Annotated in this window: 18 protein-coding genes; 9 read left to right on the forward strand and 9 right to left on the reverse strand. The window is 41.7% G+C overall.

The features are described 5' to 3' along the window. Positions 1-50: 50 nt before the first annotated feature. Positions 51-1076 carry a phosphate acyltransferase PlsX gene (gene plsX, locus L6494_RS17070; RefSeq protein WP_237988895.1) on the reverse strand — a complete coding sequence of 342 codons (1026 nt, stop codon included), beginning with the start codon at positions 1074-1076 and terminating at the stop codon, positions 51-53. Positions 1077-1390: 314 nt separating this feature from the next. Then, complete coding sequence (locus L6494_RS17075; RefSeq protein WP_237988896.1) at positions 1391-2866, reverse strand: leucyl aminopeptidase; 1476 nt, start codon at positions 2864-2866, stop codon at positions 1391-1393. Between the two features lie 193 nt (positions 2867-3059). On the opposite strand from L6494_RS17075, the gene L6494_RS17080 reads away from it, so the two are divergent. Next, the gene (locus tag L6494_RS17080) at positions 3060-3716 is read left to right on the forward strand and encodes a Uma2 family endonuclease (protein ID WP_237988897.1); all 657 of its coding nucleotides are present in this window, start codon (positions 3060-3062) and stop codon (positions 3714-3716) included. Here L6494_RS17080 and L6494_RS17085 read toward each other — a convergent pair whose 3' ends face one another. From L6494_RS17085 to L6494_RS17095, 3 genes are all read right to left on the reverse strand, one after another. Beyond that, entirely contained in the window at positions 3717-4790 is a 1074-nt protein-coding gene (locus L6494_RS17085) for an EcsC family protein (protein WP_237988898.1), read from the reverse strand. A 152-nt stretch (positions 4791-4942) separates the two neighbouring features. Further along, on the reverse strand, positions 4943-5806 hold the full coding sequence (locus L6494_RS17090; RefSeq protein ID WP_237988899.1) for an alpha/beta fold hydrolase: 864 nt from the start codon (positions 5804-5806) through the stop codon (positions 4943-4945). A gap of 526 nt (positions 5807-6332) precedes the next feature. Next, entirely contained in the window at positions 6333-7058 is a 726-nt protein-coding gene (locus L6494_RS17095) for a lysophospholipid acyltransferase family protein (protein WP_237988900.1), read from the reverse strand. Between the two features lie 353 nt (positions 7059-7411). Between L6494_RS17095 and metG the strand changes: the two genes are divergently transcribed. The 3 genes from metG (at position 7412) to lptC (ending at position 11026) form a co-directional block, all read left to right on the forward strand. Continuing rightward, entirely contained in the window at positions 7412-8998 is a 1587-nt protein-coding gene (gene metG, locus L6494_RS17100) for a methionine--tRNA ligase (RefSeq protein WP_237988901.1), read from the forward strand. A gap of 178 nt (positions 8999-9176) precedes the next feature. Beyond that, positions 9177-9800 carry a LabA-like NYN domain-containing protein gene (locus tag L6494_RS17105; RefSeq protein WP_237996073.1) on the forward strand — a complete coding sequence of 208 codons (624 nt, stop codon included), beginning with the start codon at positions 9177-9179 and terminating at the stop codon, positions 9798-9800. Next, on the forward strand, positions 9800-11026 hold the full coding sequence (gene lptC, locus L6494_RS17110; protein WP_339394191.1) for an LPS export ABC transporter periplasmic protein LptC: 1227 nt from the start codon (positions 9800-9802) through the stop codon (positions 11024-11026). The genes L6494_RS17105 and lptC overlap by 1 nt, the downstream gene beginning before the upstream one ends. 74 nt (positions 11027-11100) lie before the next feature. On the opposite strand, the gene L6494_RS17115 is transcribed toward lptC, so the two are convergent. From L6494_RS17115 to L6494_RS17130, 4 genes are all read right to left on the reverse strand, one after another. Further along, the gene (locus L6494_RS17115) at positions 11101-12420 is read right to left on the reverse strand and encodes a D-alanyl-D-alanine carboxypeptidase (RefSeq protein WP_237988903.1); all 1320 of its coding nucleotides are present in this window, start codon (positions 12418-12420) and stop codon (positions 11101-11103) included. A gap of 345 nt (positions 12421-12765) precedes the next feature. Beyond that, on the reverse strand, positions 12766-13836 hold the full coding sequence (locus L6494_RS17120; protein WP_237988904.1) for an LOG family protein: 1071 nt from the start codon (positions 13834-13836) through the stop codon (positions 12766-12768). Between the two features lie 329 nt (positions 13837-14165). Further along, positions 14166-14489, reverse strand: coding sequence for a thioredoxin (gene trxA / locus L6494_RS17125; RefSeq protein WP_237988905.1), 324 nt, complete (start codon positions 14487-14489; stop codon positions 14166-14168). 459 nt (positions 14490-14948) lie between these two features. Then, positions 14949-16112, reverse strand: a complete 1164-nt coding sequence (locus L6494_RS17130) for a GuaB3 family IMP dehydrogenase-related protein (RefSeq protein WP_237988906.1) — start codon at positions 16110-16112, stop codon at positions 14949-14951. Between the two features lie 488 nt (positions 16113-16600). Here L6494_RS17130 and L6494_RS17135 point away from each other — a divergent pair, with 488 nt between their 5' ends. The 5 genes from L6494_RS17135 (at position 16601) to L6494_RS17155 (ending at position 23576) form a co-directional block, all read left to right on the forward strand. Continuing rightward, positions 16601-17677, forward strand: coding sequence for an RNA-guided endonuclease InsQ/TnpB family protein (locus L6494_RS17135; RefSeq protein WP_237988907.1), 1077 nt, complete (start codon positions 16601-16603; stop codon positions 17675-17677). 124 nt (positions 17678-17801) lie between these two features. Further along, positions 17802-20249, forward strand: coding sequence for an endonuclease MutS2 (locus L6494_RS17140; RefSeq protein WP_237996096.1), 2448 nt, complete (start codon positions 17802-17804; stop codon positions 20247-20249). Between the two features lie 625 nt (positions 20250-20874). Beyond that, complete coding sequence (locus tag L6494_RS17145) at positions 20875-21480, forward strand: DUF3038 domain-containing protein (RefSeq protein ID WP_237988908.1); 606 nt, start codon at positions 20875-20877, stop codon at positions 21478-21480. A 21-nt stretch (positions 21481-21501) separates the two neighbouring features. Further along, positions 21502-23103 carry a DUF4335 domain-containing protein gene (locus L6494_RS17150; RefSeq protein ID WP_237988909.1) on the forward strand — a complete coding sequence of 534 codons (1602 nt, stop codon included), beginning with the start codon at positions 21502-21504 and terminating at the stop codon, positions 23101-23103. A 188-nt stretch (positions 23104-23291) separates the two neighbouring features. Continuing rightward, a complete protein-coding gene (locus L6494_RS17155) occupies positions 23292-23576 on the forward strand; it encodes a YiaA/YiaB family inner membrane protein (RefSeq protein WP_237988910.1) in 285 nt (94 codons plus the stop codon). Positions 23577-23666: the final 90 nt, after the last annotated feature.

The raw sequence follows: 23666 nt of genomic DNA on the forward strand, positions 1-23666 counted from the left end.
CTAACCAATGACTTCTTGCTAGCTGTAATTGCTAGTCTTGTGGCTGATTGCTAACTACTCTCACTCTGTAGCATCTCATATTGGGATTGCAGTTGTTGCATTACTTTGTTGTCTACAGCTTCTTTAGCCATGCGAATGGCGTTAAAAACTGAAGGTGCTTGAGAACTACCATGACCGATTAAACAAACTCCTGAAACCCCTAACAGCAAAGCACCACCATGTTCGGCGTGATCCATGCGCTGCTTAATGCGTTTGAGGTTGGGTCTTAAAAGAGCTGTCCCAATTTGACCGTGCAATCCTTGGGGTAATTCTTCCCGTAAGATTTGCAAGATTACCCCGCCGATGGCTTCAGCAAATTTGAGTAAGATATTGCCGACAAAGCCATCACAGACAATCACATCAAATTCGCCGGAAAGTACATCTCGTCCTTCAGCATTACCAATAAAGTTGATGTAAGGATTTTCCCGCAACAGTTCGTGAGTCCGCAAGGCTAACTCATTGCCTTTGGTATCTTCTTCGCCAATATTCAACAAACCTACTTTGGGTTCGTTTGTACCTAGAGCATATTGGCTATAAATCGAACCCACCACGGCAAACTGTTCTAAAAACTTGGGACGACAATCTACGTTTGCGCCGACATCAAGTATTAAGACTGGTTTACCCGCTTTAATGGTGGGAAACACTGTACCAATAGCTGGACGGTCAACCCCTGGCAATCTTCCCAGACGAAGTAAAGCTGAGGCCATAGCTGCCCCAGAATGACCAGCCGAGAATACCGCGTCTGCCTTTTGCTGCTTCACCAAATCCATCGCCACATTAATAGAAGCCTTACGTTTGCGTCTGACCGCATTCAAAGGCTCTTCATCCATTGCGATCGCATCCTCAGCCGGAATGATTTCCACTCCTTCCAAATTGGTTTTTGGAGGCAAGGCAGCTTTGATTTGTTGGGGATCACCCACTAACAAAACTTTCACACCTAATTCTTCACTGGCTCGCACCGCGCCAGTAACGATTTCACCGGGAGCATGATCCCCTCCCATTGCGTCAATTGCTATCCGCACGCCAGTCGATCCCATTGCTCAGAGCTTCTTAGAAACCTTACAAATTTTACCAGATGGCTTCACTGAAAAACCTTAACTTTCTCACTGCCGAATTACTGTTGTTATTTTTGCAACAGTTTATGACAGTAAGCACACGATAGCACATAGTTTGTAAGGGTGTAAGGGTATGGGGGTGTAAGGGTGTAAGGGTGTAAGGGTGTAAGGGTATGGGGGTGTAGGGGAAGAATAATTTATATTTGTTCTTTCCCCTATACCCCTATACCCCCATACCCCCATACCTCCATACCCCTATACCCCTATACCCCTACACCCCTACACCCCTAGTTCTCCTAGTTCTCCAGTACCCAATTAACCAGCATTCTTACACCGAAGCCTGTTGCACCGGTGCTGTTATAGCCATTGTCTTTATCTGCCCACACTGGCCCGGCAATATCTAAGTGCGCCCAGGCAGTATCTTTGACAAACTGTTTGAGGAACAAAGAGGCTGTGATTGAACCACCAGGACGTGGCCCGGTGTTTTTCATGTCCGCGATACCAGATTTAAGCCCGTCAAAATATTTTTCTTCCATTGGCATCCGCCAAATTTTTTCACCTGAGCTTTCCGAAGCTTGTTCTAGCTGGGTCGCTAAAGCATGATCTGGAGTATATAGCCCGGCTATGTCATCACCCAAGGCAATGACACAAGCACCAGTCAGGGTAGCTAAATCGACGATCGCATCTAATCCTAATTTGTCGGTAAAAACTAAGGCATCTGCAAGAGTTAAACGTCCTTCAGCGTCGGTGTTATTCACTTCGATTGTTTTACCGTTAGATGCTGTCAGGATGTCTCCTGGGTGCATGGCTTTACCGCTAATCATGTTTTCAGTCACAGCCGAGATAAAGTGAACTTCTGCGTCTGGTTTGAGTTGAGCGATCGCTTTGGCTGCACCTAACGTAGCGGCTGCACCACCCATATCGATTTTCATGGTTTCGATACCGCTACCAGCACCTTTAATGTTGAGTCCACCGGAATCGAAGGTTAAGCCTTTACCAACAATTCCTAGTTTGCGTTTGGGTGTACCTTCTGGTTTATATGTCAAGTGAATAAATTTTGGTGGTAAATCAGAAGCTTGGGCAACTCCCAAAAAAGCACCCATGCCTAATTTTTTACAGTCTGCTTGTTCCAAAATTTCGATTTGCAACCCGTGGTCTTGGGCAATTTGTTGGGCAATTTCTGCCATCGTAATGGGTGTAACGCTGTTGGCTGGTGCTGCTACTAATTCCCTTGCCAAGATGACCCCGGAAACGATTTGGTTGGCTTTGGTAATTGCGGCTTCTTGTCCAGCAAATCCTAGAAATTCGATGGTTTCGACTCTTGAAGCTTTATCTTCTGGATCTGATTTAAAGCGATTATCTTGGTAAAGTCCTAGTTGCACACCTTCGGCCAGTGCTTGTAAAGAGGCGGCTGGATCATTATTCCACAAGGGGAAACTAAAGCCTAAAACTTTGCTTTTTTGTTTTTTGGCGACTTTCCCTACCACAGCAGCTGTACGTCTGAGGGTTTCTAATTTGAGATTATCGGCTTTGCCTAAACCCACTAAAATAATTTTTTTGACTGGGCTAGCACCACTGACACGACTAAAAATGGTGCTGTTGGCTTTGCCTGTAAATTCTTCTTCGGCAATTATTTCTTTTAAAATGCCGGACAACTTCTCATCTAATGTTGCCAGTTCCCCGGTTAACTCTACTGCTTCTTCAAATAATGCGATCGCAAGGGTATCTCCTGCCCACTCTAGCAAGGGCTTGTCACTTAGTTGAATTGTCATTTTTGAATTTTGCGTAAACTTACTTCTTGTACAAGTATTGCTCAAAAATTTTCGAGTGAGGGATTGGGGATTGGGGATTGGGGACTGGGAGAGGAAATTGAACTAATGACCATTGAGCATATAATTGGAACTATACTCAAACCTTCTGCATGAAGATTCTTAATTTTGAATTTTGAATTCGGAGCAAAGCGACGTGACTCAAGCTCTATCCCCTAAACAAAGGGCAGAAGTGTTCTATCCTAGTTCTGACGGTGAACCTGTGGCAGAAAGTTATGCCCACCTGTGCGTTTTGCTGGCAACTCTAGAAGTTCTGCGCCAGTATTTACAAGGACAACAGGCAACAGTCCTGGCTAATCAGTTTCTCTACTATGCTCAGGGTTTCCCTAAGTTGCGAGTTGCGCCAGATGTGATGGTGATTTTTAATGTCGCGCCTGGTGGTCGAGATAATTACAAAGTCTGGGAAGAAGGGGAAGTTCCATCTGTCATTTTTGAGATGACTTCAGCCGGGACGAAAAATCAGGATCTGGAATTTAAGAAGACTTTGTACGAGCAATTGGGAGTCAAGGAATACTGGCTATTTGACCCCAAAGGTGAATGGGTGAAGGGACAGTTACAAGGCTATCGGTTACGGCAAGATATATATGAATTGATTACAGACAATCGCAGTGAACCTTTGGGGTTGCGGTTGCAAGTGGAAGGAGAATTGATCGGTTTTTATCAGGAAGATACAGGTGAAAAGTTACTGAATCCCACAGAACAGGCGCAAGCACTACGAGAAGCACAGCAGCAGGTAGATATGTTGAAGCAACGTTTGCGATCGCTGGGTATTGATCCTGAGCAAATCGAATAACTAATTAATATCAAATTTTTTAGCGATCGCAGTCATAATTTCTTGCTCTACTGCTATAGTCTGATTGTCTAGTCGGGCAATTCTTTGGCACTGCGCTAGTAAAGGTATGGCAAAATCCCGATCTAGTTGGTTGAGTAGCTGATCTAAGGGTTGGGGTGATTTGATATTTTTCTCAATGGCTGAGATGGAAGTTGGACTGAGGTTGGCGGCTTGTAGTTGGGGTAAGATTTCTTGCCAAGTTTTTTCGGGGTGACTGGCTAAAATCATGCGGACTAATATTTTATCCATGATGGCTTGTTGAGCGATCGCAGTTTCTAAATATTTTTCGCTTTCTGCTTTTAAGGTTGCTATTGTTTGCGGTGATTCTAGTGAAACGGATTCATCTAGTTTGGCTTCGTAAAAACGACAAGCGGCATATCCTAGAGAATAACTCATGGTGGCATTGGCACTAGCTGCGATCGCTGCTCCCGCAAAGGGGACGTTTCGCAATAAAACTAATCCGGCTGCTTTCAGGAGGCGATTCCCTCCCAAGCCTAAACCAAAAATTGTTAACAGTTCACCTTTGCGGCTAGAATCTTTTAAATCTAAGCCATAGGCAGCAGCAATTTGATAGAGCATTTCTGTCTGCAATTTAATTGTCGCTGCTAAGTCAATTGCTAACAGTGCAGTGGCTACTCCTGGCAAAATACTACTCGCTAACCCAATCCCCCCTGCTTTCGCGGCTTTTTCCATCATGATACGATGGGCTATTTGCCTGGGGGATTCTTGGGGATTTTTCTGCTGGATTTTTTTAACCGCAGTTTCTGCTTTTTCTAAATCAACACTATCACTAGCACCAATCAGCCAATTGAGATTTAAAAAGCCTGATATTCTTCTAATCAACCAATTTTGCTCAATATGATTGATGATTTTGCCGGTGATTTGAGTTGCTTTTTCAAATAAATTATGGGTGGTTTTTACGGTTGCTGTTCCTACTCCCACTGCTGTATCTATCAAAGATAGTTGCTTTTGATTTGTGGGTGAATCAACTAATTGGTTGATATCTTTTTTTGTTGATTGCGATTCGTCTGGCATTGGTTGTCATTATCCTCATTACAGCCTCTCTTTTTTGGTTGTAATGAAAAATTGCCTCTTTTGACATCTGCCAATTAGTGCAAATTTGGTGTTAAACGCAGAGGAAGAGGGAGTAAGCGCAAAGTAACGCAAAGTGTTTGCAACGTAATTGGTTATTGATATTTGGCTTCATTTTGAATTTTGTATGCTGTTTTCACGTCCATAGTGAATGGTATATTGCTTGAAAGGTTTTTGATCTCTAAAAAGTTATGAGACTCAAGAATTTTATAGAGATTGATATCTTGCTCTAATAAGCAGGCGTGTCCACTTTCGGGTAAAATTAATTTTTTACTATTGGGTATGATGTTGCCTAGGCGTTGGATTTCGCTAACGGAAGGTAAAAGGCGATCGCTAGCACCGGCAATTAATAAAACTGCTTGTTGAAGAGAACGCAACTTATCTTCATCAATTTTAAATTCCCTCAACATGGATACTCGCCAATTCACTGTTTCTGATGGTACAGAACGCATGGTTTTTAGCAGTTCATGTCTGACATTCCGCGAGATTCGGGGTAAAGACGCTAAAAATGGTAACAAACCTAATGCGCCGACATCATAAAAACATCCTGGGACTAAGTACATTAGTTGCGATGTCCAATCTAACCAAGGTCTGAGTCCAAAGGCGGATGCTGGGTTAATTAGAATGATGCGTTTAAATAATTGTGGGGCTTGGGTTGCTACTTTCATCGCCAAGCAACCGCCAAAGGACTCACCACATAAATAAACTGACCTTTGGGAACTTTTCTCTAATTCCGCATGGATTAAGTCTAATACGTTACTGGTGAGTGCTTCCCATGTAGTCAAGTCTTGACGGGGGATTGCCAAACACCGGACATCAAAGCCTACTTCTAGTCCTGCTGTTTGCGATCGCAATAGTTGACCTGTTCCATCCATTCCCGGTAAATACACAAATAGCGGGTATTCTGGCTTGACTTGTCTAGGTGTGAGAAAACACGGCTTTAGTTCAACTTCTGGCATTGTGGCAAAATTTCAGTCACGTTCTCGGTTTTATTTATATTTACCCTAGTAAAATCCAAAATTCTACATAACTAGGACAATAAAAGGTTTGAAGCGCAGTCGTCAAAGTTAAGATCCTTTTGGAATCATAGCTTTAAATGTAACAAGCACTTTAGATTTATTTTAATAAGTTAATAATTACTTAACCTAAATTCAAGAATACATGAATCTGCTAGTTAATAGCAGTTTAAATCAAGAATATGAATAAACAATAAAGCAGTCACATATAAATCTATGCTTGTACGGATGTACCAATGTCTGATCAAGATGTTTTTAATTACTATTAAGTATAAGAACAGTTAAATTTATGTAACTTTGATCAGGATTACTGATGATTACTATAGGAATTTCATATATTAATCCTCTTCCATCTATGATGTTTACGAGATTTCAGGCATTAACCAGGGGTTTCGATTTTCATTAATGGTGTGGAATTGCTATATCCTGGTTAATAAGAGTTATCAATTCGTAAAAAACATCTACAATTTTAATAGCAGCCTTGCATCAGTAAGTGAGCAATTTCACGGTGACAGTATGTGGTTAGTTCAGCTACGACGTTTTTTGCCTGTTTGCCGTGATATTGGTGTTGATGTTGAGATGTAATCCAATAAGGGCGACCAATTAACACAGCAACTCGACGATAAATTACCAGGGGATGCCAACCAGATTGATTAAATAAAGGTTCAGAAGGGTCGAATAGACTTAACAATCGCAAGGGGAAAGCGGCTGTGTTCACCTCCTCTATAGAGGCGATCGCAATTGGTAAGACTCCTAAATCTGGTATATCAGAACGTAACGCCAAATGAGCAAACCCGCGACGAAATTCACCTACTTGATGGGGTTCGGTGTATTTCACCATTGGATTAGCACCTTCAGGAAACACTCCCACCATCTGTTTTCTTCGTAATAGTTGCTGGGACTGCACAAAAAAGCTTTGCTGTCGCTGTTGGTTTTCTTCTAGAGGAAAACAACCTAATTGTCCTGTGACAATCTCTCGCAAAATCGGTACTTGTCCCATGTAGTGATGGCAAGCAAAGCGAATCGGACTTTCTAAAGCTGCCATTAAAATCAGGGCATCCATAAAACTGCGATGATTGCTCACTACTAACAAACTAGCATCTTGGGGAATGCGATCCTCGTAATAACGAAACATATTTGTTGAGAGTGTAGCCAAGAATGATTGAGAAATGTCTAGAGGTCTATTTAGACTCATAGCTAATCTGTATATTTTCCGTAAAATATCGCAGTTTATCTTGACTTAATTTTTACATTTCTTTACTATTCTCATGACTGTCTTAAGGTAGAAATGTTTTATAAGCAGAAGCGAGCAAATATGAATTATTGGGTAGTTTACATTACCTATAACTATAGATGTAATAAGAAAAATCACCTGGATTTGTAGTAGTTAATTTCCCGTTTATATAAATAACAAAATCATGCTTAATGTCGTAAATTTGCTAATATAAAGTTGTTGTTGGAAAAAAGTACACCAATGTTATATAATTGCTTGGCTTTGCTTTTAGAATTAAAAGATTAAACGTTTTAATAATTTGATTTTTATTTTGCATGAATATAGTGAATAAAACAGAAAAGACATTTGCATTAACAACCCCCTTATATTATGTAAACGATGTACCGCACGTAGGTAGTGCTTATACAACAATGGCAGCAGATACGCTGGCGCGGTTTTATCGGTTGCAAGGAAGGCAAGTATTACTAATTACAGGTACAGACGAACACGGGCAAAAAATTCAGCGATCGGCAGAGAGTTTAGGTAAAGCACCACAAGAGTTTTGCGATCAAATATCGGCTAGTTTTGCGTCCTTGTGGGAGTTACTGAACATTAAATGCGATCGCTTCATTCGCACAACCTCACCGCGCCACGAAGCCATCGTTAAAGAATTCTTCCAACGAGTCTGGGAAGCTGGCGACATTTACCAAGGTCAACAAAAAGGTTGGTATTGTGTATCCTGTGAAGAGTTTAAAGAAGAGAGGGACTTATTAGAAGGCAATCGCTGCCCTATTCATACCAACAAAGAAGTTGAATGGCGAGACGAACAGAACTATTTCTTCCGTTTATCGAAGTATCAAACCCAATTAGAGGAATTTTACCAGTCTCACCCAGACTTTATTCAACCACAAAGTCGTCGCAATGAAGTTTTAAACTTTGTTAGCCAAGGTTTACAAGATTTTTCCATTTCACGAGTGAATGTAGATTGGGGTTTTCCTGTCCCTGCTGATCCCAACCATACCTTATATGTGTGGTTCGATGCCCTGCTGGGTTATGTCACAGCTTTGTTAGACGCTGATAGTACCCCCACCTTAGAAAATGCCCTAGCCAAATGGTGGCCGATTAACCTGCACTTGATTGGTAAAGATATCCTCCGCTTCCATGCTGTTTATTGGCCGGCGATGTTGATGTCAGCCAACTTACCTCTACCAGAAAAGGTGTTTGGTCATGGGTTTTTAACCAAAGATGGCCAAAAAATGGGCAAAAGTCTGGGTAATACCCTTGATCCTATAACACTAGTTCAACGCTATGGTAGTGATGCCGTTCGTTATTACTTCCTTAAGGAAATCGAATTTGGCAAAGATGGCGACTTTAATGAAATTAGATTCATTAATGTTTTGAATGCAGATTTGGCAAATGATTTAGGTAATTTGCTCAATCGCACCTTAAACATGGTGAAGAAATACTGCGCTGAAAATGCGCTGTCAGTTAATAACGAAGCTGTTCCTGCGGAAAATCCTTTGAAAGCCATTGGGTTACATTTAGGGGAAAAAGTTAAACTAGCCTACGAATCATTAGCGTTCAACCAAGCTTGCGAAACTGTGCTTTTACTGGTGCAAGCCAGCAACAAGTATATTGATGACCAAGCACCGTGGACACTATATAAACAAGGGCAAAAACAGGAAGTTGAGACTGTACTTTACACAGTTTTAGAATCTGTTAGACTAGCAGCTTATCTGCTTTCCCCAGTGATTCCGAATATCAGTACCGATATCTATCAGCAACTGGGCTTTGGAATGGATTTTAATGAACAAACAGCAAGTTTTGATACCCATTCACAATGGGGATTACTATCCAATCAACAAAACTTGGGGAAACCCCAACCGATTTTTAAACGCATAGAACTACCAAAAACTGATTAGTCCTTTAGTTTTTTTAATTTTTGATTAATCCTGTTCTAGTTCCATTTTTTATTTTTTCTGAAAAAATAACGGGGCTAAACTTAATTATTAGCCTCGGAACGTTATCATAAGCCGATAGTATTCTCAACTTGAAAAATTCTATCAAAAATATCAAAGATAAAAATGAGGTATGACAACAATGTTGAATAACTTAGAAAATGACTCGATATTTACGCCTGAGCAGGTTTTAGAAAATCGAGGTCGTGTTGCAATATTTATTGATGGCTCAAACCTATTTTATGCAGCTTTGCAATTAGGAATTGAGATTGATTACACGAAACTACTGTGTCGCTTGACAGGCGGTTCTCGGTTGTTACGAGCTTTTTTCTATACTGGTGTAGACCGCACCAACGAGAAACAACAGGGGTTTTTGTTGTGGATGCGACGGAATGGTTATCGAGTCATCGCTAAAGATTTAGTACAGCTACCAGATGGCTCTAAAAAAGCCAACCTAGACGTAGAAATCGCCGTAGATATGATGGCGTTAGTGGATTCTTATGACACCGCAGTCTTGGTTAGTGGTGATGGGGATCTGGCTTATGCAGTCAATTCCGTCAGCTATCGTGGTGTCCGGGTGGAGGTTGTAAGTTTGCGTTCTATGACTAGTGATAGCTTAATTAATGTTAGCGATCGCTACATTGATTTAGAGGCTGTCAAAGAAGACATTCAAAAAACCCCACGCCAAAGCTATCCCTATCGACCTTTATCTGGTATGGGATTTTTAGATGATACCAGCGATGGACACCTAGAAATTCATGATTAATGCAGTATAAACAAGAGCATTCAAAAACAAGCACAAATTTAAATCAACAGGGGGGAATTAGCAAAACTTCCCCCCCCTTTTCTTTACTAAAAAGTCATTGGTATTACCTACCTTTAACTATTTGTTTAATGCTTGGTTTAGTCGCTTGTGGAGTTAAATCTCCTATAAATAATCAAGCAAATACTTCTGATTCATCAAGACAAGATAGCAATTTGACTTTCTTTGATGTCACCCTCGAACAAGCAGATGAAGTAGGAAGACCAGTCTGGAGAGTCAAAGCTAAACAAGCACAATACACCAAAGAAAAACAAATTGGTGAAGCGCAAAGTCCCTTTGGAGAACTATATCAAGATGGCAAAGTAGTTTACCAAGTCAAAGCCGAAAAAGCAGACATTGAACAGGATGGTAAACAACTATTTCTCAAAGGAAAAATAGTAGCTACAGATCCTGCAAACGGGATTATTTTGCGGGGGAATGAATTGGAATGGCGACCTCAAGAAGATTTATTAATTGTCCGTAACCAAATTAATGGTAGTCATAAACAACTTCAGGCTGTAGCGCAGGAAGCAAGAGTAAAAACCCGCGAACAACGCATGGAATTTTCGGGAGGTGTAGTAGCAACCTCCGCCGATCCCCAAGTGAAAATGCGAACTGAGCATTTAATTTGGCAGATTAAAGCAGAAACATTAATCAGCGATCGCCCCATTCAAATTGACCGTTACAAAAATAATCAAATTAGCGATCGCGGTAAGGGTAATTCCGCCGAAGTCAATTTAAAAACTAAGATTGCCACACTAGCAAAAAATGCTCAATTAGAGTCATTAAATCCCCCAGTCCAAATCACTAGTAACTCCTTGACTTGGAACATGAACGGGGAAACTGTCAGCACAAATACACCTGTACGTGTGTTTCACAAAGCAGAAAACTTAACTGTGACTGCTAACCAAGGTGAAATGAAAATCCCTCAGAAAATAGTTTATTTAATAGGCAAAGTCAACGCTATTGGGCAGCGTCGTCAGACCTTGAATGCTCAAAGAATGACTTGGTATCTAGACAAAAAATTATTAGAAGCCCAAGGAAATGTAACTTATCAGCAAGTTGATCCCCCCGTAAATTTCAAGGGGGAAACGGCTGTCGGTAATCTGCAAACCGAAAATATTATTGTTAAAGGGGGCGGTTCTGGGAACAGGGTGGTGACAGAGATTATTCCTAATATGAGGGAGTAGGGATTGGGGACTAGAAGGGAGAAAAGGGAGAACTTACTTCCTCTACACCCCTACACCCCTACACCCCTACACCCCTAACTTCTAAACACAATTTCATTGCGCTTAGTATTACCTAGTTCTGGTAATGATTTAGCTGTATGTGGCGTGAGGGCATTAGGAACGCTGGGAGGGATTTGTAACTGCTGTACCAGACTTTGCAAGAGTTTGTCTTGTTGTTGGCGGAAAGCTGTGATTTGCGAACCACGGTTAATAATGGCAAACCAAACTAAACCGCGATCGCGTGTTGGGACAACCCCAGCTAAAGCACTGACATCTCGTAAAGTCCCAGTTTTCATCACAGTTGCAGCCGGTAAACGCCGATACTGCATTGTCCCTCGGTGATCGAATCCAGAGGTGGGAAACAAATCAGCCAAGTTGAGTTGGTCAGCAGCAGCAGCTTGCTGAATTGCCATTAGCATCGCACAAGCAGCCCTAGGAGAAATGCGATTTTCTTGTCCCAGTCCTGAACCATTAATTAACTGAATTTCTGCCTCTGGCACATTAGCCATTTTTGCGGCTTTTACCTGGACTACTGTATGTCCACCTACCGATTCTGCCAGCATCTGCGCCATTTCGTTGTTGCTGTAAACGTTCATCTCCTTGATTAATTGCTTCAGAGGTAGAGAACGGTGACGCACTAGTAAAGTCTGTTGGGGGTTAGGCTGGGGTGCAAATTTGACTTGACCTGCAATCACAAGCTGGGGTTTAGGTGTACCCTTGGGCATGATGGAATGAATGTAATTTGCTGGACGAGTCCAAGTTTTGGAATTGAGAGATTGCTTGAGCATTTGTCCAGCTAACAGGGGATGGCGTTGGAAATTCATGGCGAAATTGCCAGTAATCACTAAATTTCCCTTGACTTGCTTGATCCCCATTTTGTTGAGAGTATTACCCAAAGCGATCGCTTCCTCCCAAACAAACATCGGGTCGCCACCACCAGTAATGACTAAATCTCCTTGTAAAACGCCCTTTACTACTGGCCCTGTAGCACTGATCATGGTATCGAATTGGTGGTTAGAACCCAAAGTTTTCAAAGCCACCAACGAAGTTGCAATCTTGGTGAGAGAAGCCGCAGGTAAAGGTGTTGTACCCTGATGATCAGCCATCAGCACAGGCCCTGACTGCATCCAAATTCCCTGACTTTGAGTGAGATTTTGCGCGATTAACTTAGATTTTAATAGCCCTTGGAGATATTGTTTAACAGTATTAGCCCCTGCTGGATTGGGATCGGGTGCAATCACTAAGCCAGGACTACTTTGCCAAGTTAGTGCATCTAAGGCATCTGACGGCTTGATTTGAACTCCAGCCATCTCCAGCCAGAGAGATACCAAACCTGAACCCAACAATTCCAGCATGATTTAATCCTCTTAGGATGTAACAGAACACAACAATTTGGTTTACTGTGCTACTATACGGGATTTTTGGTGTAAATCAGTATTGAGCCGTAATAATTGGTGTTTTTTCCCTCTCTGGGTAGATTAAATTACATGGTTTTTGTATCTGTTTTGACAATTCCTCAAAGTTGAGCGTTGATTCAGAGCGATCGCAGATATATTCACTAAGTTATCGACATTTACCAAATTCTTCAATATAAATAAAATAAGCAATTTATTTATACTCCTCTATAGCAAAGAACCCCGGTTTATCCAAGAAACCGGGGTTCTGAAGTACAGCAATTATCAAAAATCAATACCAAATATCTATTTTTTTTCTGGATGCAATTGCTCTTTTGAAGCAGGCATTCCCATCTGGTTAATTGCCGCAATCATTTGATATAAGCGTCCTAAATCTCGTTGATTAAAGTATAAAACTATCCGTGGTAGGTCAAAAGTTTCGTCCTGATTTTCTTGGGGTAACGTCGGACTTTTTTCAATTCGCCCTTTCACAATAATGTCACTAAATTGATCATTGAGATATTCAACTTCTGCATCTGATAATTCTTGCATTAGGCGAATTACCAACTGATCACCTACATAGCGACTAGAGTGATAAACCTGGTAAAAACGGGTAATAGCATCACAAGCTACTTCCAAGTTATCGGTGACAGTGTAAAGACTGGGATCTTCAGGACTGACCAGACCTTCTTTTACCAAATGCTCATTAATGTACTGACTCCAAGATTGCCAATAATCACCGCCGGGGTGGTCGATTAAAACCACGGGTACAGGGCCAAATTTACCCGTTTGGCTCAACGTCATACACTCAAAAGCTTCATCTTGAGTACCAAAGCCGCCAGGGAATAAGGCGACAGCATCACTTTCTTTGAGGAGAAATAATTTGCGGGTAAAGAAATATTTAAAATGAATCAGTTTAGGATCGCCCTCAATAATTGGGTTAGCTTCCTGTTCAAAAGGTAACTGAATATTTAAGCCAAAAGAATTTTCTCGTCCCGCACCTTCATGACCAGCTTCCATAATTCCACCACCGCCACCAGTCATGACCATAAAGCCCAACTTGGTGATAGCACGCCCAAATTGTAAAGCCATTTGGTACTCTGGGGTTGCTGAAGAGAGACGAGCCGACCCAAAAATAGTGACTTTGCGGACGTGTCGATAGTCATAAAATAGCTCAAAGCCTCGCTCCATATCTGCTAGAGAAGCAGATAATATCTTCCAATCGAGGCGATCAATATCACTATCAGCTAGGCGAATGATGGTAGCTAAAGCCTGCTGAATGAGTTGCTGATGCTTTAAAGTCGGTAAGCGATCAATTAATCCAGCGATATCCGCTTGGAGAGACTCGAATGTGTCAAACGACGCAGATGAAGTCATGAGAACTGCCAACACAATGGCATTATATTTTACCTAATTTTGGCGTGCAATAACCATTGGGCGTTGGGAATTGGGAATCGGGCATTGGGAATTGGGTTTTTTCTTCCCTATCTTCCCTATCTTCCCTATCTTCCCCAGTCCCCAGTCCCTAGTCCCCAGTCCCCAGTCCCTAGTCCCCAGAATTTATCAGTGGCATTTCGACTCTATTTTTTTAGAGCATAAAAGGTTTGTAAGGCGCGAAATTGATCGCCTCACAAACTTACTGACAAATATTGACTTAAATTTAATCACCAATCGACTAATCAACAGACATTGACTACTGATTGAATTCAAAGATACTTTTCTAAAGTGTTAGCTAATGTAGTTTTAGGTACTGCACCAACTACCATGTCAACCTTTTGCCCATCTTTAAAGATCATCAGGGTGGGGATACTGCGGATACCGTACTGACTGGCAACTTGGGGATTTTCATCCGTGTTGACTTTCACAACTTTTATTTGACCTTCGTACTGAGATGCGATTTCCTCAACGACAGGTGCGACCATTCTGCAAGGCCCACACCAAGGGGCCCAAAAATCAACTAAAACAGGTACATCGCTGTCGAGTACCTCTTGCTTAAAAGTAGAATCTGTAACTTGTGCGGCTGCTGACATGCCTAAAAACCTTTGCCAATTATATTTCTGACTTTCGTGAAAATTCTACCATAGCAAAAACATCAGCCAGAAAGAGAAGGATGTACATTTGCAAAGAACTCCAGAATTTATTCACAAATATACAGACAAAAGGAACCGCCCGAACAGTAGTCCGGGCGGAGTGTGGTGTGAGGAGTGAACGGAAACATGCGTCTCCGCTTTCTCTATTGTAGGCGACAGATGTGAATTTTCCAGGGAATGTTTAGGACTCTGGAAAAAATTTCTCAAGGATTCAAAGTATTTATCTATTAAGGATTAGGTATTTATTAGGTATTGGGAATGAGAAGACATTTTTCTATTCCCTATTCTCTACTTCAATGGTTAAGGTTGTAGGGTTGTAGGAGGTGTGGGGGTGTAGGGGTTTAAGAAATAATGATTTTTTTTCTGTAATTTTATAATCTTCCCTATCCCACATTCCCTTTATTTACCCATGCCTAACTGTTGAGCTTTTTGATAAACCTTGCCTTCGGTTAACAAAGAAGGAGCAATAACGACTTCAACTTGCTGCATTTCTTTGAGATTTTTTGCTCCTAAAGTTCCCATGCTGGTTTTTAACGCACCCAAAAGGTTATGAGTGCCATCATCTAATCCTGCGGGTCCAATGAGAATTTGCTCTAAACTACCGGTCGTACCAACGCGAATTCGCGTCCCACGGGGCAATATTGGGCTAGGAGTCGCCATACCCCAGTGATAGCCCCTTCCTGGGGCTTCTGCGGCTCTTGCAAAGGGTGAACCGATCATCACACCATCTGCGCCACAGGCAATACATTTACAGATGTCGCCACCGGTGATTAAACCACCATCAGCAATGATGGGGATATAATTACCAGTTTCTTGGAAGTATTCATCGCGGGCGGCGGCGCAATCAGCGATCGCAGTGGCTTGGGGTACACCCACACCCAGCACACCACGAGATGTACAAGCTGCACCAGGGCCAATCCCTACTAATACGGCAGCAGCCCCAGCTTTTAATAAGTTCAAAGTGACTTCATAAGTCACGCAATTGCCCAAAATTACGGGGATGGGCATAGAACGGCAAAATTCTGCTAAATCAAGGGGTGTAATAGTCTCTGGGGATAAGTGAGCAGTGGAAACCACTGTAGCTTGGATAAAAAATAAATCTGCCCCGGCTTTTGCTACCACTTCACCGTATTTGCTAGCACCTACTGGAGTAGCACTAACTGCGGCGATACCACCTTGTTGTTTAATTTCCTGAATACGTTTTTCGATTAATTCTGGCTTAATTGGTTCGGCATAAAGTTCTTGCATCAAAGAGACAAATTCATCCTTCCCTACCGATGCAATCCGATCCAAAATTGGATTTGGGTCAAGATAGCGAGTTTGGATACCCTCTAGGTTGAGTACACCCAATGCGCCCAACTGTGACAACTTTACAGCCATGCCCACATCGACAACACCATCCATTGCACTGGCAATGATGGGGATTTCTCGCTCAATATTACCGATTTTCCACCGAGTATCGGCTAAACTCGGATCGAGTGTTCTGTTACCAGGGGCTAGAGCAATTTCATCAATGCCATAGGCTCTGCGAGCTGTCTTTCCCCGCCCAAGTTGAATTTCCACGCTGTTAACTTTTCTTAATTCTGTTCTAGCTAGGGTATCAAATTGTGAGCTAAATTGCAGCGTTTTTTTTGACGGGGGATTGGGGACTGGGGATTGGGGAACTGGGGACTGGGATTTAAAAAGGGTGGGAGGGCTGATAACTGATAACTGATAACTGATTTAAGTCCCCCACAATGGGTAATCAAAATCAGTGTATGGAGGATGTTACGGTTAAGCCTTCTGGGAGCTAATCACTAGTAACCAATTTACTATACATAAATAGACAATCATGGTCAAATATTTATTGCTCTCTAAACATTTTCTCGATAGCATCACTTAAACTATTAGCATTTCATTCAATCCGCATCTTCTCCAACAACTCTAACGCTGTTTCTGTAAACGTTAAAGTGTTTTTTTGGTTTACCATATCTTGTTTTACCGGACATATTGACTTGCTTATATACTACGTGTAGTATGCTTTAATATCACATTTGAAAAGGTCGTGTCAAATGCTTTTATCCATCAAAACAAAGCTAAAACTAAGTCAAGTCCAAAAAATCATCATGAGTAAACACGCGGGAATTGCGAGATTTACTTATAATTGGGGTTTAGCTACTTGGAATAGCTTTGTTAAAGATGGATTAAAGCCTAACAAATATATCCTGAAAAAGTTCTTTAACAATCATGTAAAACATGAATTTACATGGATTAAAGAAAAGGGAGTTTGTCAGAAAATAACTCAATATGCCTTTGATAATCTTGGGGATGCTTTCTCTAGATTCTTTAGTGGGAAAGGTGGATACCCTAAATTTAAAAAGAAAGGGCATCACGATTCTTTTACTATTGATGCTAGCGGTAAACCTATTCCCGTTGGCGGTAAATCAATAAAGCTACCTACCATCGGATGGGTAAGAACTTACGAGATTTTACCTCACACTACTTGTAAATCAATCACAATATCACGAACTGCTGATAGTTGGTTTATTGCCTTCGCTTACGAGCAGAAACATGAACCAACCGTTAAGCAACACGATGTTGTTGGCGTTGATTTAGGGGTTAAGGAACTGGCTACACTCTCTACAGGTGTTGTTTTTCCTAATCCCAAGCATTACAAAACTAATCTAGAAAAACTGAGAAGGTTATCTAGAAAGTTTGCCAGAAAAAACAAAGGGTCTAACAACCGATATAAAGCTAAAATTCAACTCGCTAAACATCATTCTAGGGTAACTAATCTCAGAAATAATACTCTTCACAAAATCACTACTTTCTTATGCAAAAACCACGCAAAAATAGTAGTCGAAGATTTAAATGTTTCGGGGATGTTATCTAACCATAAATTGTCCCAAGTCATTGCTGATTGCGGTTTCCATGAGTTCAAAAGGCAGTTGGAATATAAAGCTAAAAAGTTTGGTTGTGAAATAATTATTGCAGATCGTTGGTATCCATCGAGTAAAACCTGTTCCAATTGTGGACATATTCAAGATATGCCACTCAAAGAAAGAACCTATAACTGTGGTAGTTGTGGTCATTCAATGGACAGGGATTTAAACGCTGCAATCAATTTATCGAGGTTGGCTAAACCTTGAAAGCTTATGGAGGGATAACCGCTCCCATGCTCCCCGTGAAGTAAGAAATAAATGTCTAAACTTGTCTAGGATTTATATAGCAGCTAGAATTGATACGATAATTGTCAGATTTGATATTGCAGCTTTGATCCAATCTGAAACCTTAGAACTACTGGAATGGCATCGTCTATGCCAGCACCTTTCCACGTTTGCCGCCACTAAGCTAGGGGCGATCGCATCCTTGCGTCTGCAAATCCCGACATCTCAAGCAGCAAGTGAGCAGTTGTTAGCACAGACTAAAGAAGTCTATCAACTGGAAACTCGCCTGACTGCGGGATTATCTTTTGAGGGAGTTCAAGATATTGGAGATGCCTTAGAACGGGCAGAACTCCAAGGAATTTTGGCAGGGGATGAATTATTGGCGATCGCAACTACTTTAGCAGGGGCGAGAAATTTACGGCGTGTCATTGATAATCAAGAAGATTTGCCGATATTAAATGAGTTAGTTGCTGATTTACGAACTTATCCTGAATTAGAACAAGAGATTCACCGTTGTATTGATGAACGGGGACAAGTCACTGACCGCGCTAGCCAAAAATTAGGAGAAATTCGCATCGAATTGCGAAAATTACGCAGTCAAATTACCCAAAAACTGCAAAATATCTTACAGGCGAAATCAGGGGCAGTCCAAGAACAAATTATTACTCAACGAGGTGATCGCTTTGTCATTCCGGTAAAAGCCCCGCAAAAAGATGCTATTCCCGGTATTGTTCATGACACCTCAACCAGTGGCGCAACTCTTTACATAGAGCCGAATTCGATTGTGCCAATAGGCAACCAATTGCGGCAGACAATTAGAAGAGAGCAAGCAGAAGAAGAAGCAGTGCGCCGCGTTTTAACGGAGCAAGTAGCAGCCGTCAAGCCTGATTTAGAAAGGTTATTGGCAATTGTGACAACATTGGATTTGGCAACCGCTAGAGCTAGGTATAGTTTATGGCTGGAAGCTAATCCCCCTAGATTTATAAACCGCGAAGAACAGGAAATCATCACATTACGGCAGCTACGTCATCCCTTATTGGTATGGCAACAGCAACACGAACAAGGTCATGCTGTGATTCCTGTTGATTTGTTAATCAGCCCCAATATTAAAGTAGTCACAATTACTGGCCCTAACACCGGGGGAAAAACTGTCACATTAAAGACCCTAGGATTGGCAGCATTGATGGCCAAAGTGGGTTTATTTGTCCCAGCCCGTGAACCAGTAGAAATGCCGTGGTTTGACCAAGTATTGGCTGATATTGGTGATGAACAATCTTTACAGCAAAGTTTATCTACTTTCTCTGGTCATATTCGTCGCATTAGCAGAATTTTGAATGCGTTAGGTAAAGGTGACAGGGGACAGGTGACAGGTGACAGGGAAGAAGAAGAAGAAGAAGAAGAAGGAGGAGCAATAGACTATGCTCAATCCCTCGTATTACTTGATGAAGTTGGCGCGGGTACAGATCCGGTTGAAGGGAGTGCTTTAGCGATCGCCCTTTTACAATACTTGGCTGATCATTCCCAGCTAACGATCGCCACAACTCACTTTGGGGAATTGAAAGCCCTCAAATATGAAGATTCGCGGTTTGAAAACGCTTCGGTAGAGTTTGATGAGGCGACTTTATCGCCCACCTACCGCCTACTTTGGGGAATTCCTGGACGTTCTAATGCTTTAGCGATCGCCCTCCGCTTGGGGTTGAAACCAGAAGTGATAGAACAGGCAAAAAGTCAAGTAGGAGAGGCTACAGATGAGGTAAATCAGGTAATTGCCGGGTTGGAAGCCCAACGCCGTAGCCAGGAAACCAAAGCCGCAGAAGCACAAAAAATCTTACAACAAGCGGAACGTTTATATAAAGAAGTATCAGCTAAAGCCTCGGCGTTAGAGGAAAGGGAACAGTCTTTAAAGGCTTCTCAGGAAGTAGCCGTCCAGCAAGCAATTACTCAAGCTAAAGGCGAGATTGCCAAAGTAATTCGTCGTTTGCAACAGGGTACACCCACAGCCCAAGATGCCCAACAAGCAACTAACACTTTAAATCAAATTACCCAAAAATATCAGCCAGCACCACCGCCGAAACAAAAAATTGGCTTCATGCCCAAAGTAGGCGATCGCATTCGGCTATCTCAGTTTGGACAAACAGCAGAAGTTTTAACCGCCCCTGATGAAGATGGCGAGTTCAGCGTCCGCTTTGGAATTATGAAGATGACTGTCAAGTTAGAAGATATCGAATCTCTTGATGGTCAAAAACCCGAACCAGTCACTAAACCAAAACCCACCCCAGCCACAGTCACGCCACCACCCCCAACAGCCCCCGTCATTCGGACTTCCTACAATACCGTCGATTTACGGGGTAAACGGGTATCTGATGCCGAATATATTCTAGATAAAGCCATTTCTGAGGCTCATGGTCAAATCTGGATTATTCACGGTTACGGCACTGGTAAATTACGTCAAGGTGTTCACTCCTTTTTACAACATCATTCCAGAGTGAGTCGCTTTGAAGCAGCAGAACAGGCTGATGGTGGTAGTGGGGTCACTATTGCCTATATCTCTTGAGGCAGGGGGCAGGGGGAGAAAAATATAATGCCCAATGCCTACTTACAAGCTAGGAAATTTCTTTCTGCAATAAATATAACTTCTGTCAGTTGGTAATTGTTCATCTCAAATGATTGATTACCTGATGATGCTGGCAATTAATTATTAAAGGTTAAATTAACCAGACATATTTATTTATACTTTTGTACGGAAATAACAGCCAAAACTGGTAAATATTACCAGCAAAATACATCTTCTACACTGTTGAAAATAAAAATTCATCTTGTAGAGTAAGACAGTGACAATTGCTGTTTACCAAAAGTAAGAAAAGCAAGTAGAGTCAGAAAAATAACTGTGTATTTAGTAACAAAGCAAAGTCTAATGTCTTTTCTTTCTCTTCCTTCCTGCTTTGTCAGTAAGGAGTAAGGAATAGGGAGTAGAGAGTGGGGAGATATAAATTCAAAGTAGCCTGGGGAATCTTGCCACATCAAAATTAAACAACTCCTACCTTCTGCCCTTTGACTATAGACCTTTGATTGTTGACTTTTCTCTGCCTCCTGCCTTCTTTACAGGAAACCAACTTTAATCATTAATAGTCTCGTTTCAAAATGGGTAACAGCAACCGCCCCTACCAGCCTGATCACCTATGCTAAAAGTTATGCACTCGGCCACTGATTCAGCCACTCCCAATTCTCAGTGGGAGGACTTAACTAAACTTCCCAATCCCAATGTTATCCAATGGGAAAACATCAAAACCCAGTTAGACTTAGTGCTGTTGGCACTAGAAACTTTAACCGGTATTGGTTCTGAGGCAATGATCTCAGCCGCAACTGATTTGAATTTGGAGTCGAGAGTGCCAGATCGCGTAGCTTTATGGCGACTGCGACAGTCAAATCCCATACGCAAAGGTCAAGGAGGGCGAAAAAAACTAGATGTGGAAGAAGCGCGATCGCTAGTTCTGATTATCTGCTACCTCACCAAACAGCACCAGGAATTAATTCGCCGTGCTGTGGGGCTACTAGAACAAATGGCGGCAAAAAATCGAGAACCTCATCAGGTTGCTTTACTGGGAGATTATATTGATGCTTTCTGCAACACTTACCAAGAGCGCATGGAAGAGGATGAGCAAATCTCAACGGATCTACTTACCCACCTGGCACTAAAACTGCTAATAGATTTACTGTTTTACAGCGCACCTGGTGGACACCGCCGTCTCTGGTTAGCACTAATAGATCGTTCCGCAAAAATTTGAAAACATCTCCTTTGTTCTGCCATGCCTCTATCAAATTCTGTCATTCGTCGCTACACACCTCCTACTTGTACGCTAGAAGTATTAGCCCAAAGTTCTCCTCTATCTCGTTGGATGGGGAAACCTGTACTGAAGCAGTTAACTTTTGAGTTACGCTTTGATGATCCAACTTTGCCAGAAGAACGCCGAGTGCCAATTCGAGGCGATCGCGATCAACTGGAAGCTTTATGTGATGCTGTCACTACTTACGTACAAGAAATTTTGCAACAGTCACCGGAAAGCTTTGGATTCAGTTTCTCTGGCCTCCAGGATTCAACCAAAGTATCCAATGACACAGAGTTAACAGATTTTCAGCAAGTTCCTTTATTAGCTAAAACATCAAATTCTTTTACATCACAATTTTCAGGGTCAAAAATCTACTTAGAATCAAACAGTCATTTAACACATAATTTATATCTCGGTTCTTTAGCTAATCAAACTTCTGGTACTGTTATCCAACTTAGTCTTTTACAACTATTTGATTTGGCAACTGCTTTAGATGAATATGCCGCAGATGTCTTGGCGTTACCAATGCTGAATCAAAGTAGTTCAGTTGTCCGCTTCCCTACCTGGGTTTCTGTCGCGGCAATGTTCATTATCGGTGTAGGTTTAACGCCTTGGACTTGGCAATATGCTAGCAATCTGCGGCAAAAACAACCACAAACAGCTAAAATCGCCAACTCCCCAGAATCACAAGTTGCCTTACAAGCCCCAACATCGCCTAATTTCCCTGCACCTCAACCTGAACTTTCTCCTTCTAATAATTTTTCATCTCTGCCTCTAACTTCTACTCCTCCATTACCTCCAACTTCCAATTTACCCACGACAACCCTGCCATCTCCTAATTCTGATTTCTCTACAACAACTACCAATTCGCCTCTAGCACCCAATTCTCTTACCTCAAAACAGACATCAAATTTACCCCAAACAGAAATTCCATCAGTTCCTGGCAATTCATCGGTTAACATACCAAATCAGCAAATCGCAATTCAGCCTAATTCTTCCAGTTCAAGTAACCCGGCTGAACTGGGACTTCCTATCAAGCGGGATTTACCACCAAGACCATCTTCTATTCCCGCACCACTCCCGCCGCCACTAGCTACTCTACCGCCTGCTAATGGTAGCAACACCATTCCTCAACCCTATTCACCAGTAACTTCTCAACAGTCCCCAGCTAGAATCAATTCTCCTGCAACTACCTCCTCGGAAGCGGGTGATACTAGTTCATTAGTAACAAGATTAAGGACTCCATCGCAAAATCTCACACCCACAGAAGTTTCTGTTAACAGCAGCAGTACACTGTTTGACACACCCCAAGTAGCAGAAGCCAGGGAATTCTTGAAAAAACGCTGGCAACCACCTACAGGATTTACACAAACTTTAGAATATAGTCTGATGGTCGGTGTTGATGGCTCAGTTGAGCGTATTGACCCATTAGGTAAGGCAGCTAGAGAGAACTTCGAGATGGTGGGGATGCCTGCTATTGGTGAACCTTTTGTTTCCGCCAATCGCTACGGACGAAATACAAGAATTCGAGTTCTTCTCAGTCCTGATGGCAAGGTACAGACTTTTTCTGAGTCTGAATAGTATTCATAAAGCATTGGGTTTGATGACACTTGTAAAACTGGTGCAATTTTGTACCAGTTTTACTGTAATTTTCGTGCTGCTAAAGTAGCTTTTTGAGTCCAGTTATTAAAGTGGTTCTTACATTAATACAAGTAAATCTACCAATCACTACAATCACAATTAAATAACTTTAATTAGAGGTAGATAATATGCAAAATGTTGGGACTCAAAAAGATAGTACAGCTTGGATTATTCAAACATGGGCTGCTTTTATATTTGCTATTTCTATGACCAGTTTTGGTATTGTTAATTTGCCTGTGGATAACTGGGTAAAAGGATTTATGGGTATGGGGTTGGTTTTTTCTGTTGGTTCAACTTTTACCCTAGCTAAAACTACTAGAGATTTGCACGAAGCGAAAAAATTAACTTCCCGTATTGATGAAGCGAAAGTAGAAAAATTGCTGTCACAGCATGATTCTTTAAGTTTAAAATAAAGGTATCAATTTCAGTGGGATGGCATTCCGCTCACCGTAGGTGATTGTTTCTAATTAAATACGTTTCAATTAAGGTGAAAGTATCAAAAC

This window comes from Nostoc sp. UHCC 0870 (genome assembly GCF_022063185.1).
GTDB lineage: Bacteria > Cyanobacteriota > Cyanobacteriia > Cyanobacteriales > Nostocaceae > Trichormus.

Bases quoted from the DNA above. Each gene is read 5' to 3' on its own strand.
- L6494_RS17085 (WP_237988898.1), bottom strand. From the start codon at position 4,790: ATGCCAGACGAATCGCAATCAACAAAAAAAGATATCAACCAATTAGTT.
- L6494_RS17150 (WP_237988909.1), top strand. From the start codon at position 21,502: ATGCCTCTATCAAATTCTGTCATTCGTCGCTACACACCTCCTACTTGT.
- L6494_RS17105 (WP_237996073.1), top strand. From the start codon at position 9,177: ATGTTGAATAACTTAGAAAATGACTCGATATTTACGCCTGAGCAGGTT.
- L6494_RS17135 (WP_237988907.1), top strand. From the start codon at position 16,601: ATGCTTTTATCCATCAAAACAAAGCTAAAACTAAGTCAAGTCCAAAAA.
- L6494_RS17145 (WP_237988908.1), top strand. From the start codon at position 20,875: ATGCTAAAAGTTATGCACTCGGCCACTGATTCAGCCACTCCCAATTCT.
- metG (WP_237988901.1), top strand. From the start codon at position 7,412: ATGAATATAGTGAATAAAACAGAAAAGACATTTGCATTAACAACCCCC.
- lptC (WP_339394191.1), top strand. From the start codon at position 9,800: ATGCAGTATAAACAAGAGCATTCAAAAACAAGCACAAATTTAAATCAA.
- L6494_RS17075 (WP_237988896.1), bottom strand. From the start codon at position 2,866: ATGACAATTCAACTAAGTGACAAGCCCTTGCTAGAGTGGGCAGGAGAT.
- L6494_RS17095 (WP_237988900.1), bottom strand. From the start codon at position 7,058: ATGAGTCTAAATAGACCTCTAGACATTTCTCAATCATTCTTGGCTACA.
- L6494_RS17155 (WP_237988910.1), top strand. From the start codon at position 23,292: ATGCAAAATGTTGGGACTCAAAAAGATAGTACAGCTTGGATTATTCAA.
- plsX (WP_237988895.1), bottom strand. From the start codon at position 1,076: ATGGGATCGACTGGCGTGCGGATAGCAATTGACGCAATGGGAGGGGAT.
- trxA (WP_237988905.1), bottom strand. From the start codon at position 14,489: ATGTCAGCAGCCGCACAAGTTACAGATTCTACTTTTAAGCAAGAGGTA.
- L6494_RS17090 (WP_237988899.1), bottom strand. From the start codon at position 5,806: ATGCCAGAAGTTGAACTAAAGCCGTGTTTTCTCACACCTAGACAAGTC.
- L6494_RS17120 (WP_237988904.1), bottom strand. From the start codon at position 13,836: ATGACTTCATCTGCGTCGTTTGACACATTCGAGTCTCTCCAAGCGGAT.
- L6494_RS17115 (WP_237988903.1), bottom strand. From the start codon at position 12,420: ATGCTGGAATTGTTGGGTTCAGGTTTGGTATCTCTCTGGCTGGAGATG.